Source organism: Pseudoalteromonas sp. ND6B (assembly GCF_000764215.1).
Lineage (GTDB): Bacteria > Pseudomonadota > Gammaproteobacteria > Enterobacterales > Alteromonadaceae > Pseudoalteromonas > Pseudoalteromonas tetraodonis.
Genome location: NZ_JQFL01000072.1, coordinates 83,316 through 97,329, shown reverse-complemented (window position 1 = coordinate 97,329; position 14,014 = coordinate 83,316). Strand labels below are relative to the sequence as shown.

Genomic DNA, 14,014 nt, shown 5'->3' with positions numbered 1-14,014 from the left:
TTCAAACGAACCTGAACGGTCTCTGGGCGTTTCAAGTTCGAATTGACCTATGGATGACTTAACTGTTTTTTTGGTTGAACCATTTTTACGGTTAACTTCGGTCTCAGATTCTAAATGCTGCTCTAATTCAGCTTTAAGAGCCGCTTCGGTGAGTTGTTTGATTAATGGTGTTAGAACACCGTCTTCGCCAGTAAGACCTTTACCAGCTTGAAGTTCAGCTAATGCTTTGTTGAAGTCGAAAGATTGAGTCATGTGTCACTCCTGTTTTCTTAATAATACTGAAATGACACAGATTTCTAAACACTACCTAAAAAAAAGGTAAGCCATGGCTTACCTTTTTTGTTTTACTTTTAAAGTAAAATATAGATTATAGTTCAAAGTCTTTTTTGAATTTTAAACCAAACTCACTACGATCATTACTGCGCATAACGCCAACAAAGCCAGTTTGCTGTAGACGTCCTACATCGTAAACTTCGTTTAATACGTTTTCGCCATATAACGTCACTTCCATATCACCGTATGGGTTAGTGTAAGAAATATTAAAGCCAACGAGCTCACGCGAATCAATCGTTTCACTCTTATTGAAAACTGATTGACCTTGCATTTCACTGCGGTATGAGTAATTTGCATTCAATGCAACTGTGCCACCATTACTTAAATCTACAAAGTAAGAAGGCGCAACCATCACTGTCCAACGCGGAGTCAATGCTGGTGAATCACCTTTACCAATACCTTGTACGCCCTCGGCGACTTCGGTAATCTCTGAGTCTAAATAACCTACCGCACTGCGAATAGTAAAGTCATCAGTTATTGCAATTGTGGTTTCAAGTTCAATACCTTGCGCTTTAGACTGACCTGCATTCTCAACGATAGTTACAAAGCCACCACCCGCAGTTGGGTCTGAAAATGGTAGTGCTAAGTCAGTGTAGTCGGTAACAAACATCGCAAGCATCATAGACACATTTTCATGTACTTGGCCTTTTAAACCAATTTCGTAGTTAACTGCTTTGGTTTCATCAAACGATACAAACTGATCTGGACCACCAAATGGGCGCGGCGGGAAACCACCTGTTTGATAGCCTTTTTGTACTTGGCCGTACACATTCATATTATTGCTAAGCTGATATGAAGCATTAATATCCCATGTCACTGCATTAAAGTCTGCACTAATGTATTTACGCTCTGAAAAGCTTGGGAAAATCGCATTCGCGTCTTTTTTATCTTCTGAGTAACGAAGACCACCGCCAATTGTTAAATCATCCGTTAAATCGTAACTACCGTTAATGTAAGCTGCGTATGAGTTTGTTTCTTGATTGATTTCAAAAAATCCAAAGCCACCAAACGAAGGCGTTATACCGTCATTTAGTAAACCATCTGGTGTATTAAATGGGCTAAATACAAAGTCTTCTGAGCGAGTAAAACCATCTTCATTAAAGAAGTATAGACCCGATACAAAGTCCATTTTATCAAACGTTGCGTTTAACTGAACTTCAAAAGAGTATTGATCTGCACCGCCTACTTCTGGGAACTCAGATAAGTTAAGTGGTGATGCATCATCATCTAAGCCACCTTCATACTCAGAAGTGCGGTAGCTTGAAATAAACTTAGTTGTATACGTGTTATTAATTGCCCAATTAGCGGTAAATGACGTACCCCAACCTGAATATGAGGTTGATTCAATACCGGCAACTGTTGTGCCTAAATCATCTGGATTCGATGGAATTAGGTCTTCAGTTAATAATGGGAAATCGCCATTGAATACATCATTTGAATCTAATGAATCTGTTAGTTCAATAGTATAAGGTGATTGACCTGATTCATTATCAACCCCATCTAATGAGAAAGTAAACGCTAAGTCGCTGGTGGCTTCGTATTTAAGCGCGATACGACCACTAAACTCTTGCTCTTCACCAATTTCTTTTTCAGGGTTAGCTAAATTTACCGCCGTACCTACACCGTCACGTTGTTTGTATGACGCACTGGCTGACATGCTTAAGTCATTGGTTAGTGCATTATTAAAGTAAATATCGCCAGCAATACGCCCACGGCTACCCACTTTAGCAGTTGTCGTTAAAATACCTTCATCACCAGGCTGCTTAGTAATTACGTTTACTGCACCACCTAATGTATTACGGCCATAAAGCGTGCCTTGTGGTCCACGTAGAACTTCAACTCGCTCAACATTAGGAAGCGATAAGTTAGACCCCATTTGGCGACCTAGGTAAACGCCATCTAGGTAAACACCTACACCGGGATCGGTTGTTATAATGTGATCTTGTAAACCAATGCCGCGAATAAATACAGAAGCATGTGCCGCGTTACCAACACCATAACGAGTAATGTTTAAGTTAGGAACGTATTTGCCAATGTCTTCTAAGTTACCCATATTGGCTTTATCAATAAGGTTAGCGCCTATTGATGTAATTGCAGTTGGAGATTCGAACAAGCTCTCGGTACGTTTACGTGCTGTAACTTCAATTTTTTCAAACGCGTCTTGTTTGGCAGTGGTTTTAGCTTCTTGTGCATTTACACAAGTTGTTAGGGCTGCAATAACCGCTAAACTTAACTGTGAGAGGGTGCGTAATTTCAAGGTTTTCTCCAAAGGGTATTAATTTAATTATGCGTTATATGTTGTGTAAACATAAACTGTAGGCATAAAAAAAGATGCTTAGATGCATCTTTCCTCTGGGAGTGTATTGTATTACATAAAAGTTACAAAATGTATATTTAACTTTAGTTTATACAAAAAAATTAATTTTCAGTTTTTAATCTGAACTAATTATCTCAATAATGACACAACTTTGGTTTTAAATTAAGACTTTAACATTAGCCAGCAGCCATGTTGTGCATAAATCGCACACATAATTTATTGTGAAAAACACATTAAAGCTACATGAGATTATGACAATATCCAAAGACCCTTTATATTTAAGTCTACAGCAAAGCCATTTTTAGGTGAAAAGCATGACAAAAAAACAGACCACACAATCAGCTAACATGCTTTTTAACAACAACCAGTATAATCCATTATTTTTTACTACATTGAATAACGACATATTGTTAGTCTGCTATTCAGCCCTAAATTCTCTTACTAATTACGAACTTTTAAACCAATTTATTCATACAAATAATTACCAAGGGCTCGTTATTTTTAATATCCCTAAAAATACCGATGCGGCTTCACTCAAAGAATGGCCAAATTTAAAAGGTCTTTTTTATCAAGATACTAGTGAAGAGTTGTTCAATAGAGGGTTAGATGCAATTAAACAAGGTGAATTGTGGTTTCCACGAACCATTAGTGACATTTGGATGCGCCAAATGCTCGATACAGAGCAAAAAAACGCTTTGCAAACAACTAACCTAACCGATAAAGAAATTAAAGTACTCAATCTACTCTTTAGCGGACTTCATTCCAGTGCTATTGCTGATAGTTTATTTATAAGTGAAGCGACGGTGAGAGTGCACTTACATAAAATTTATAAAAAAATAGCGGTCAAAAATAAACAGCAAGCAATTCGTTGGTGCCAAGATAACCTAAAAAATATAAATTCACGTTTATAACTAAAAAATAATTACTACTTAATACGTACTGCAGTAAATATTATCTCATCATAAATAATTCCAAAAAACTCAGCTAGTTACATTACCTTAAAATATAAAAGCCTTAATTTTCAATCTCAGTCATGTGTTCTTGTTGCAAAAAGGTAGTGAAAAGTACTTAATTTATTAATTTTAATTAGAAAAAAGTTAATCCTCGTCTTATACTGCAGCGGGATACACATGAAATTAAATAGGATACACAATGAAAAAACTATCTGTAGCAGTAGCAATTTGTTGCGCACTTGCCACAAGCAACGCGAGTGCTGAAGTTCGTATTAATGGGTTTGCTTCTATTGTCGGTGGTAAGTCGCTCGATAGTGATCAAACGTTATATGGATATGATGATGATATTTCATTTAAAAATGAAAGCGTGTTTGCTCTTCAGCTAACCGCTGACCTGCAAGAGAAGCTATCCGCTACGGCGCAGATAGTGGCTCGCGGCGAAAATGATTTTGATGCCGATTTTGAATGGGCATACTTAACTTATGAGATATCTGACGAATTACAGATCAGTGCTGGTAAAATGCGTGCACCGTTTTATCGTTACTCTGACTTTTTAGATGTTGGCTATACCTACCGTTGGGTGCGCCCACCTCAGTCTGTATATAACTTACCTTTTTCAACCTATGAAGGCCTAAGCTTATTACATACAACTCAGCTTGGTGATTGGGACTCTACTCTACAGGTTATTTACGGCAGCTTCGATGATAATATTGCCGTAGTATCTGTAAATGGTGATACCGAGCTTAATGATATTGCAGGGTTAAACTGGACATTAAGTTACGATTGGTTCAGTGCTCGCGCTGCTTACTTTGTTGCCGAAACGAGTATTGAGATTGAAAATGATACGGCCGAAGGTATGGCCCTTAACGGCTTAGAACAAGCCCTTCGTAACTCAGGTTTTGTTGACCAAGCAAACAGTATTGCTATTGACGAAGACGATGGTGCATTTTTAGCGCTTGGCTTTTCAATTGATTACAACAATATCTTGTTTGACGCTGAATACACACAGTTTGAAGTAGATAACAGTGCGCTCGCTAAGCAAACTCAATATTACACATCCTTAGGCTACCGTATGGATGAATGGCTTGTTCATTTAACCTATGAAAATAACGATGATGAGCATGACAGTAATCGTTATAATGCAATCCCAACTGTGCCGCAATTAAATGCTGGCCTTAACCAAGTTTTGGAAGGCTCTAAAGCAAAAAGTAATGTGTACACCATCGGTGCTCGTTATGATTTCCACCCAATGGCTGCCTTAAAAGTAGACTTTAGCCGCTTAAAAGATGACATAACAAATACTGAAACCGACGTAGTGGCCGTTGGCGTTGATTTAGTATTTTAATTGGAGCGAATCATGAAAAAATTAATTTTAGCCAGCATGCTAACATTATGTAGCTCAGCAGTTTTTGCAGAAGTTGCAGTCATCATTAACCCTGCGAATGCTAATGCAGTAAGCCAAGACGATATTAAAAAAATATACCTTGGCAAGAGCAAATCGTTTGCCGATGGCACCAAAGTTAATCCTGTTAATCAAAATGGCACTGCAGTCGCTGATGAATTTAACGACAAACTTGTTGGTAAATCGGGTAGTCAGTTAAATGCCTATTGGTCAAAGCTCGTATTTACAGGTAAAGGCACACCGCCGGGTAAACTTGATAATGACCAAGCTGTGATTGATTTTGTCGCTGCTAATGCAGATGCAATTGGCTATATCGATAGCGCCAAAGTAAGTGATAAAGTTAAAGTAGTGGGTAAGTATTAATCTGCTAAATTAAAATAAAAGCCCGCAATAAATACTTTATTGCGGGCTTTTTTATCCCTTAACGTTTTACAAAATCATAAAACGTTAAAGTAATGTGCTTTAGCAACTATTCAATTTTAAACTTAGCAGTTGCATCTAATAAGTTATCTGAAAGGTAATGTAAGTTTTTAGCCACATCTCTTACTGCTTTTAGTGAGCTCATAGTATCTTCAAATGAAACATGCATATTAGATACGTTGTCTACAACCATTGCAGCAACAGAGGTTTGCTCTTCTGTTGCTGCTGCAATTTGCGAGTTCATGCCATTAATTTCTAGTATTTGCTCTGCAATTTTTTCAATCGAAACACCGGTTTGCTCTGCTGCACTAGCATTATCGGTTGCCATATCTCTTGCAGAGGTCATCGCGCTTACAGATTCATTAGCTGCCACACTTAATGTACTTAACAATTCACGTATTTCATTAGTTGACTGCGCCGTACGAGAGGCAAGCTCACGGACTTCATCTGCAACCACGGCAAAGCCTCGGCCATGTTCACCCGCCCTGGCCGCTTCTATTGCTGCATTTAATGCTAATAAGTTTGTTTGCTCGGCAATGGATGTAATTACATTTAATATTTGCGATACATTTTTAGTGTCATCAGCTAACTTATTAATGGTGCTGGCCGCTATATTAATTTCATCACTTAGCGTTCGCGACGCATTTACAGACATTTTTACTTGTATTCGGCTTTGATCTACTTCTTTTTCTGCGGTTTGCACGGCATTAGATGCGCTTGCAGCTGATTGTGAAATATCACCAACGCTTTGCTTCATTTCTTCCATCGACTGTTTAACAACATCTGCATCGGTGGTTTGTTTGGTGGTCGCTCTCTCCGCTCGCTCCATCCCTTGTACAAGACGGGTTGAATTTTCCATTAACGGTTCACATACCGCGATGACTTCTAAAACGGTTTCTCTAAGCAGGCTAATAAAAGCATTAAAGTTTATAGATACCTGTCCTATTTCATCCTCTGAGTTAACAGCAAGCTTGGTACTTAACGACCCTTTACCACTTGCCAAAAGGCTTAAATTATTAGCGGCATCACTAGCTGATGAACCGATATTACGCGCTATCCAAATAGCCATAAGTAATAACAGTGCTAATGAAACTACCGCAACAACCAGCATTAAGTTAAGTGCGTCATCTGAGCGTGCTTTTGTATTAGCAACAAGCTGGAAAAAGCGATCATCTGCTTTTTGCTGTGCGCTTTTAAAGCTGGTTAATACGGCTTCATATAGGCTTGTTTTAAGCTGAGCTTGTTGTTGAATTTTACTGAAATCTGCCGTGCCATTAACCATACCATTGGCAATAGTTGCAGATATTTTTTCGTAATTAGCTAGTCGTGTTTTTGTATCATTATCAATATAAGAGGTATTAATTGCCTCAATCGCACCAAGATTAGTAACCAACTGCGCATAGGTTTCACTCGCCTTTGTTACTAAGTCTTGCTCACCAAAGGTTACAGCCTGGGTGTATAATTCATCTAATTTTTCTAAAATACTTACGTTAGCCAAGGTTAATTTGGCTACTTTATAAGACGATTTCTCCATTTCATTGAGTGATATGCGATTTTCGTTCATGGCAAAGTAGTTAACCAAAACGATTACTAAGAATGCGATGATCGCTATAGATGTAATTGCATGTATTTTTTTAGTAATGCTGAGGTTTTTAAAAGAGAAACCTGAAGCCATATTCATTTACTCCGTTTAATTATCTATAGTTATTATCGGCTTAAGATGCAGAAATGTTAACTTTATTTTTAACTTTAGACGCTTTTTATACATAAAGTTAAATATACAGTAGTATTCTTTCATAAACACTAACAATTGAAATATAGAGTGTTCTCCCCAATGTTCAACATTAATCCTAAAAGAGTTGTTTAATATTTTAAATTTTAGGTACAAAAAAACCAGTAACATTGCTGTTACTGGTTTTTGTATTTGGTGCGGATGGGGGGACTTGAACCCCCACGCCCGAAAGCACTACCCCCTCAAGGTAGCGTGTCTACCAATTCCACCACATCCGCATTTTTTAAGCTATTGCTTAGTGTTAAGTCCGCATGTTTATTTGAGGGAAATAAACAACTTAACGATTTAAAACTAAATTAATTTGGTACGTCAGAGCTTTGCTCTTTAGTTGATGTGACTGGCACATCTTCTTCAACTGGAGTCACTGTTTCAACAGCTGGAGCCGCTTCTAGATTTTCCCATTCGTCAGTCTTTTTAATTTGACCGGCAGTTAGGTTACCTAACACAATACTAAGCACAAAAAAGATTGTAGCTAATACCGTTGTCGTTTTCGTCATGAAATTCCCAGCCCCAGAAGAACCGAAAACTGTAGACGATGCGCCGGCACCAAATGATGACCCCATGTCCGCACCTTTACCTTGTTGAATCAAAACCATACCAACAAGCGCTAAAGCTACAATTAAATACACTACTAATAAAATTTCGTACATCTTATACGGTCCCTTTTGCACTATTGCAGATAGCAGTAAATGATTCTGCTTTTAAACTTGCGCCTCCAATTAGGCCGCCGTCTATATCTGTTTGCGCAAATAATAATTCGCTATTTTTTTCATTAACGCTACCACCATATAAGATGGTTAGCCCTTGTGCTAAATCGCTATCTAGTGCAGCAATTTTGTCACGGATAAATTTGTGAACACTTTGTGCCTGTTCAGGCGATGCAGTCTTACCTGTGCCTATAGCCCAAACGGGCTCATATGCTATCACAGATTCTTTTAGTGCTGCTACACCTAATTTATTAATTACCGCGTCAATCTGCGCAGCAACTACTTGTTCTGTTTGACCGCTTTCTTGCTCTGTTTCGCTTTCGCCAACACATAAAATAGGCGTTAGACCTACTTGTTGCGCGCGAGCAAATTTTGCAGCAACGGTATCATTGCTTTCTTTGTATATGCTGCGTCGTTCAGAGTGACCAACCAGTACATATTTCGCACCTAGCTGCTTAATTAGCTCTGCATCTACTTCTCCAGTAAACGCACCTGGGGTATTTTCAGACACTGTTTGCGTGCCTGTTGTTACACCACTTGCAATCATTGCTGGGACTAGAGGAAACGGAGGAAATAAAACAATGTTTACTTCAGAAGATTTAACATCGTTAATAGCATCAGACAGTTGTTGAACGAGTTCTAATGAACCATTCATTTTCCAGTTGCCTGCGACCATCGCTTTGCGTGCTGCCATTTTTCCACTCCACATTAGAAAGCGGGCGAGATATTAACTCGACTCGCCCAAAGTTACAAGAGGTTATTGTTATCAATCAGTTTGTTTGCTCATAGATTCGACAACCGCTGCTATTTTCTGTGCACTATCTATTACTATTTTTTCTTGCTCAGCTTCAACCATTACTCGTACTACAGGCTCAGTGCCTGATTTACGCAGTAATACGCGCCCTTTATCTGCTAAGCTTTGCTCTACTTCAGCAACTGCAGCGAGCACTTCGGGTGCTTGGGTCGGATCAGTACCGGCAGTGTAACGTACGTTAATCATTTTCATTGGGTACTTAGTAAAACCGGCTCCTAAGTCTTGAAGTGTACGATTTTGTGCTACCATAGCAGCAAGCACTTGTAAGCTTGAGATGATGCCATCACCCGTGCTGATTAAATCTAAATTCAACACATGCCCTGAGCTTTCACCGCCAATTTTCCAGCCTTTTTGCTGAAGCAGTTCCATCACATAACGATCACCGACTTTACTGCGAGCAAAAGCAATGTTTTTTGCTTTTAACGCATTTTCAAGTCCCATATTCGACATAACCGTGCCAACAACACCACCGCCTAAATTGTCATCTTGTGCAGCTTGGCAAGCAATAATATAAACCAAATCATCACCGTCGAATACGCGGCCATTATGATCAACCATCATCACACGGTCGCCGTCGCCATCATAGGCGATACCGACATCCGCTTTGTGTTCAAGTACTTTACGCTTTAATGTATCAACATGGGTTGCGCCACATTCATGGTTAATGTTTACACCGTTTGGCTCACATGCATGGGTGATCACCTCTGCACCAAGCTCTCGCATTACAGAAGGGGCAATATGGTATGTAGCACCATTAGCACAATCTAAAACAATTTTAATTCCTTCAAGGGACAATCCTTGTGGAAACTGGCTTTTACAAAATTCAATATAACGGCCATCAGCGCTAGATAAACGTGTTGCTTTACCTAACTTGTCAGAAGCAACACAGGTCATAGGCTCGTCAAGCATCGCTTCAATTTGTAGCTCTACCTCATCATCTAACTTTAAACCTTGGCCATTGAAAAACTTAATGCCGTTATCATAATAAGGATTATGTGATGCGCTGATCACTATCCCCGCTTCAGCGCGAAACGTTTGCGCTAAATAAGCAACTGCAGGCGTTGGCATGGGCCCTAAAAGAATAACATCAATACCTGCTGCAATTAATCCAGCCTCTAGGGCAGTCTCCAACATGTAACCTGAAATACGAGTGTCTTTACCTATAATGACTTTTTTAGTGCCATGAAGTGAGAGTACACGCCCTGCGGCCCAACCCAATTTCATCGCAAACTCTGGGTTAATAGGACCTTGACCTACTAAACCACGCACACCGTCCGTGCCAAAATATTTTCTTTCTTTCATTTAAAGTACTCCTTGTTTGCAGGCTTGATATACGCCAAGCACATCTGCGGTTTCTTTTACATCATGCACACGAATAATGTGTGCACCGTTTTGTGCGGCGATCAGTGCTCCAGCTAAACTGCCTGCCAATCTATCGTCTGTGTCTCTATTTAATAAATTACCAATCATTGACTTACGCGATAATCCCGCGAGCAAAGGAAGTCCCAATTTTGCATAATCGTTAAATTGAGCCAATATTTGATAATTATGCTTTAGTGTTTTTCCAAAACCAAAACCAGGATCTAAAATTAACTGGCTTTGTTTAATGCCAGCAGCTTCACATGCGGCTATTCGCTGGCTAAAAAAATCGTTTATCTCACCCGCTAAGTCATTATAGTGAGGAGCGTGTTGCATACTACGAGGTTGCCCTTGCATATGCATTAAACACACTGCTACCTCAGGAAACTGTGCAACCACATCGATTGCGCCGGGCTCTTGCAATGCCCGTACATCGTTGACAATATCAGCACCGGCTTCAATCGCTTGGCGCATCACCTCAGCTTTACTGGTATCGATTGAAATAACGCAGTCACTTTGCTCACGAATAGCTTTAATAATAGGAATAACACGCTTTAGCTCATCTTCAAGGCTAACATCAGGTGCGCCTGGGCGTGTTGACTCGCCACCGATATCTAAAATGGTCGCACCATCATCAAGTAATTGTATCGCATGACTCAGCGCGGCAGTTGTATTTAAGAACTGACCGCCATCAGAAAATGAATCAGGGGTAACATTCACGATCCCCATAATCACAGGCTCTGCAAAATCAAGCGTTCGGCCACGCGCAAGGTTAATTTTATTATTCATCGCTAACCTTAATATGTGATAATTTTAGTTATTTACATCAAACTGATACAAAAAAGCCCCGAACTTCGGGGCTTTTGGATATGTTATTTTAACGATTATTCAGCTTTATCATCAAGGTTTGTTTCATCTTTTTTAGATTCATCAGCTGGTTTTTGTACTTCATCAACTGGTTTGTCTTTAGAAACATCTTCTTTTTCTGGTTTAGCTTCATGACGGTCATGCGCATCACGTGGTTCACGTACAGGCTGACGAGCCATTAAATCATCAATTTGCTTCGCATCAATGGTTTCATACTTCATTAATGCATCTTTCATTGCATGCAGAATATCAATGTTTTCTTTCAATATTGATTCTGCACGTTGATAGTTGCGGTCTGAGAATAAACGTACTTCTGCATCAATTACTTTCGCCGTCTCATCAGACATGCTCATAGAGCGACCACCGCCGCCACCCATGTACATCTCACTTTGATCTTCAGCGTAAAGTAATGGACCTAATTTTTCGCTTAAGCCCCACTGAGTCACCATCTTACGCGCAATATCAGTGGCACGTTCAATGTCGTTGCTTGCACCCGTGGTTACTTTGTCTTCACCATAAATGATTGCCTCAGCAATACGACCACCGTAAAGGCTTGAAATCATTGATTCTAAAAGCTCTTTAGAGTGACTAACACGATCTTGTTCTGGTAAATACATAGTCACACCTAGCGCTCGGCCACGTGGGATAATAGATACTTTATAAACCGGGTCGTGCTCTGGCACCATACGACCTACAATTGCGTGGCCAGCTTCATGGTAAGCCGTCATTTCTTTCTCTTGCTCACTCATAACCATGGTCTTGCGCTCAGCGCCCATCATGATTTTATCTTTCGCAGCGTCGAATTCAGCCATACTAACAACACGTTTATTGCCACGTGCAGCATACAAAGCCGCTTCATTTACAAGGTTAGCGAGATCAGCACCCGAGAATCCTGGTGTACCACGTGCAATCACGGCCGCTTCAACGTTATCGCCTAATGGCACTTTACGCATATGTACTTTGAGAATTTGTTCACGACCACGAATATCAGGTAAACCGACCACTACTTGACGGTCAAAACGACCAGGACGAAGCAACGCAGGGTCTAGTACGTCAGGGCGGTTTGTCGCAGCAATAACGATAATACCTTCATTACCTTCAAAGCCATCCATTTCAACAAGCATTTGGTTTAGAGTTTGCTCACGTTCATCATGGCCGCCCCCCATACCAGCGCCACGTTTACGCCCTACCGCATCAATTTCATCGATAAAGATAATACAAGGCGCTGCTTTTTTAGCTTGTTCGAACATGTCACGTACACGTGATGCACCTACACCTACAAACATTTCAACAAAGTCAGAACCCGAAATAGTAAAGAACGGTACTTTTGCTTCACCAGCAACAGCCTTAGCAAGTAATGTTTTACCTGTACCTGGAGGACCGACCATAAGTACACCTTTAGGAATACTACCGCCTAATTTTTGAAACTTAGAAGGGTCACGTAAAAAGTCCACCAGCTCGGTTACATCGTCTTTGGCTTCATCACAACCAGCTACATCAGCAAAGGTCGTTTTGACTTGATCTTCACTCATTAAGCGGGCTTTACTTTTACCAAATGACATGGCGCCTTTTCCACCGCCACCTTGCATCTGACGCATGAAGAAAATCCACACACCAATAAGCAGGATCATAGGGAACCAAGAAATAAAAATGCTTGCTAAAAACGATTGTTCTTCAGGTTTAACACCTTTAACGTTCACATCGCTTTTTAACAAATCATTTAAAATGTCTTTGTCATAAATAGGCATAATGGTTTGAAAACGCTCGCCACTATTTTTTATGCCAGTAATTGTGCCACTACCACTTTCAATGGACACTTCTTGTATAGAGCCGCTACGGGCGTCTTTTACAAATTGACTGTAACTTGTTTGACGATCAACTTGATCGCCGCCATTAAAGCTCTGAAATACTGACATAAGCACTACTGCAATAACCAGCCAGAGTATTAGATTTTTCGCCATATCGCTCAAGGGGTTAACCTCTTGTATCCAATTAATTTAAATTCAACTAAACGCCAAGCAACTGTACTACAGTTTGTATCCAGTCGCTACTATATATACTTCCCGAGAACGGGGACGCGAGGCATCCGGTTTACGTATCTTCACTGCTTTAAAACTATTACGTACATCTTGCAAATATTGATCAAAGCCTTCACCTTGGAATACTTTAACAATAAACGCGCCATTTTTCTTTAAAACTTGGTTGCACATATCAAGTGCAAGCTCAACCAAGTACATGCTGCCTGCCTGATCAACCGAGTTATTGCCACTCATGTTAGGTGCCATATCAGACAATACCACATCTACATTTTTACCATCAATGCGTTTTAACAATGCATCAAGTACCGCTTCTTCACGAAAATCGCCTTGTAAAAAGTCAACGCCCGCTAAAGAATCCATAGGTAAAATATCACACGCAACCACTTGGCCTTTGTCACCCACTTTTTCAGCTAAGTATTGTGACCAACTCCCTGGGGCCGCGCCTAAATCAACAACGGTCATCGCTGGACGCAATAACTTATCTTTGTTTTGGATTTCGTCTAATTTGAAAACAGCTCGAGAGCGCCAGCCTTTTTTTTGCGCTTCTTGAACATATTTATCATCAAAATGTTCTTTAAGCCAACGTTGTGAACTGGCTGACTGTTTTTTATTTGTCATAAATTAACACGCAACTAATTAGTAATATTCTCTAGATGGCGTTAGAATACCCTTAATTCAAGCCATATTCAGCAAAATTTGTAATATCATGACATTATCAAACAAACAAAAGCAGTTTTTAAAAGGTCAGGCGCATAGCCTTAAGCCTGTAGTTTTACTAGGTTCTAACGGTTTAACCGAAGGCGTAGTAGTTGAAATCCAAAGCGCACTAGAAATTCACGAATTAATTAAAGTGAAGGTGCCAACAGACGATCGTGAAACCAAAAAGCTTATTTTTGATGCCATTGTTCGCGAAACAGGGGCTACTAAATTACAGACTATCGGTCATACGATTGTGCTTTATCGTCAAAGCCCTGAGAAAAAAATTCAATTACCTCGTGGCTAATAAGCCAT

General features: G+C 39.9%; 13 protein-coding genes and 1 tRNA gene. 4 read left to right on the top strand and 10 right to left on the bottom strand.

Annotation, left to right across the window (positions count from 1 at the left end; all coding sequences use genetic code 11):
- A partial coding sequence (locus tag ND6B_RS03080; RefSeq protein WP_033103646.1) for an IS256 family transposase occupies positions 1-252 on the bottom strand: 252 nt, incomplete at its 3' end.
- A 115-nt stretch (positions 253-367) separates the two neighbouring features.
- The gene (locus ND6B_RS03085) at positions 368-2,590 is read right to left on the bottom strand and encodes a TonB-dependent receptor (RefSeq protein ID WP_033104103.1); all 2,223 of its coding nucleotides are present in this window, start codon (positions 2,588-2,590) and stop codon (positions 368-370) included.
- Positions 2,591-2,964: 374 nt separating this feature from the next.
- On the opposite strand from ND6B_RS03085, the gene ND6B_RS03090 reads away from it, so the two are divergent.
- The 3 genes from ND6B_RS03090 to ND6B_RS03100 all read left to right on the top strand — a co-directional run bounded on the left by ND6B_RS03090 (position 2,965) and on the right by ND6B_RS03100 (position 5,368).
- Positions 2,965-3,561, top strand: a complete 597-nt coding sequence (locus ND6B_RS03090; RefSeq protein ID WP_033104102.1) for a LuxR C-terminal-related transcriptional regulator — start codon at positions 2,965-2,967, stop codon at positions 3,559-3,561.
- Between the two features lie 241 nt (positions 3,562-3,802).
- Complete coding sequence (locus ND6B_RS03095; protein ID WP_013465491.1) at positions 3,803-4,948, top strand: porin; 1,146 nt, start codon at positions 3,803-3,805, stop codon at positions 4,946-4,948.
- A 12-nt stretch (positions 4,949-4,960) separates the two neighbouring features.
- On the top strand, positions 4,961-5,368 hold the full coding sequence (locus ND6B_RS03100) for a phosphate ABC transporter substrate-binding protein (RefSeq protein WP_013465492.1): 408 nt from the start codon (positions 4,961-4,963) through the stop codon (positions 5,366-5,368).
- A 106-nt stretch (positions 5,369-5,474) separates the two neighbouring features.
- On the opposite strand, the gene ND6B_RS03105 is transcribed toward ND6B_RS03100, so the two are convergent.
- From ND6B_RS03105 to rlmE, 8 genes are all read right to left on the bottom strand, one after another.
- Positions 5,475-7,100 (bottom strand): methyl-accepting chemotaxis protein, encoded by a 1,626-nt coding sequence (locus ND6B_RS03105; RefSeq protein ID WP_013465493.1) that lies wholly within the window; start codon positions 7,098-7,100, stop codon positions 5,475-5,477.
- A gap of 250 nt (positions 7,101-7,350) precedes the next feature.
- A tRNA-Leu gene (locus ND6B_RS03110) sits at positions 7,351-7,435 on the bottom strand.
- A gap of 78 nt (positions 7,436-7,513) precedes the next feature.
- Positions 7,514-7,867: a preprotein translocase subunit SecG gene (gene secG, locus ND6B_RS03115; protein ID WP_013465494.1), complete on the bottom strand. Its 354-nt coding sequence runs from the start codon at positions 7,865-7,867 to the stop codon at positions 7,514-7,516.
- A 1-nt stretch (position 7,868) separates the two neighbouring features.
- Complete coding sequence (gene tpiA / locus ND6B_RS03120; RefSeq protein WP_013465495.1) at positions 7,869-8,618, bottom strand: triose-phosphate isomerase; 750 nt, start codon at positions 8,616-8,618, stop codon at positions 7,869-7,871.
- Between the two features lie 72 nt (positions 8,619-8,690).
- Positions 8,691-10,040, bottom strand: coding sequence for a phosphoglucosamine mutase (gene glmM, locus ND6B_RS03125; RefSeq protein ID WP_013465496.1), 1,350 nt, complete (start codon positions 10,038-10,040; stop codon positions 8,691-8,693).
- Positions 10,041-10,886: a dihydropteroate synthase gene (folP, locus tag ND6B_RS03130; RefSeq protein ID WP_033104100.1), complete on the bottom strand. Its 846-nt coding sequence runs from the start codon at positions 10,884-10,886 to the stop codon at positions 10,041-10,043.
- A 95-nt stretch (positions 10,887-10,981) separates the two neighbouring features.
- The gene (ftsH, locus tag ND6B_RS03135; protein ID WP_033104106.1) at positions 10,982-12,925 is read right to left on the bottom strand and encodes an ATP-dependent zinc metalloprotease FtsH; all 1,944 of its coding nucleotides are present in this window, start codon (positions 12,923-12,925) and stop codon (positions 10,982-10,984) included.
- A 66-nt stretch (positions 12,926-12,991) separates the two neighbouring features.
- Positions 12,992-13,621, bottom strand: coding sequence for a 23S rRNA (uridine(2552)-2'-O)-methyltransferase RlmE (rlmE, locus tag ND6B_RS03140; protein ID WP_013465499.1), 630 nt, complete (start codon positions 13,619-13,621; stop codon positions 12,992-12,994).
- An 88-nt stretch (positions 13,622-13,709) separates the two neighbouring features.
- Here rlmE and yhbY point away from each other — a divergent pair, with 88 nt between their 5' ends.
- Positions 13,710-14,006, top strand: a complete 297-nt coding sequence (gene yhbY / locus ND6B_RS03145; protein WP_008112687.1) for a ribosome assembly RNA-binding protein YhbY — start codon at positions 13,710-13,712, stop codon at positions 14,004-14,006.
- Positions 14,007-14,014: the final 8 nt, after the last annotated feature.

Excerpts from the sequence above, each read along its gene's own strand:
- ND6B_RS03090 (WP_033104102.1), top strand. The coding sequence starts at position 2,965 with ATGACAAAAAAACAGACCACACAATCAGCTAACATGCTTTTTAACAAC.
- ND6B_RS03095 (WP_013465491.1), top strand. The coding sequence starts at position 3,803 with ATGAAAAAACTATCTGTAGCAGTAGCAATTTGTTGCGCACTTGCCACA.
- ND6B_RS03100 (WP_013465492.1), top strand. The coding sequence starts at position 4,961 with ATGAAAAAATTAATTTTAGCCAGCATGCTAACATTATGTAGCTCAGCA.
- ND6B_RS03105 (WP_013465493.1), bottom strand. The coding sequence starts at position 7,100 with ATGGCTTCAGGTTTCTCTTTTAAAAACCTCAGCATTACTAAAAAAATA.
- secG (WP_013465494.1), bottom strand. The coding sequence starts at position 7,867 with ATGTACGAAATTTTATTAGTAGTGTATTTAATTGTAGCTTTAGCGCTT.
- tpiA (WP_013465495.1), bottom strand. The coding sequence starts at position 8,618 with ATGGCAGCACGCAAAGCGATGGTCGCAGGCAACTGGAAAATGAATGGT.
- glmM (WP_013465496.1), bottom strand. The coding sequence starts at position 10,040 with ATGAAAGAAAGAAAATATTTTGGCACGGACGGTGTGCGTGGTTTAGTA.
- folP (WP_033104100.1), bottom strand. The coding sequence starts at position 10,886 with ATGAATAATAAAATTAACCTTGCGCGTGGCCGAACGCTTGATTTTGCA.
- ftsH (WP_033104106.1), bottom strand. The coding sequence starts at position 12,925 with ATGGCGAAAAATCTAATACTCTGGCTGGTTATTGCAGTAGTGCTTATG.
- rlmE (WP_013465499.1), bottom strand. The coding sequence starts at position 13,621 with ATGACAAATAAAAAACAGTCAGCCAGTTCACAACGTTGGCTTAAAGAA.
- yhbY (WP_008112687.1), top strand. The coding sequence starts at position 13,710 with ATGACATTATCAAACAAACAAAAGCAGTTTTTAAAAGGTCAGGCGCAT.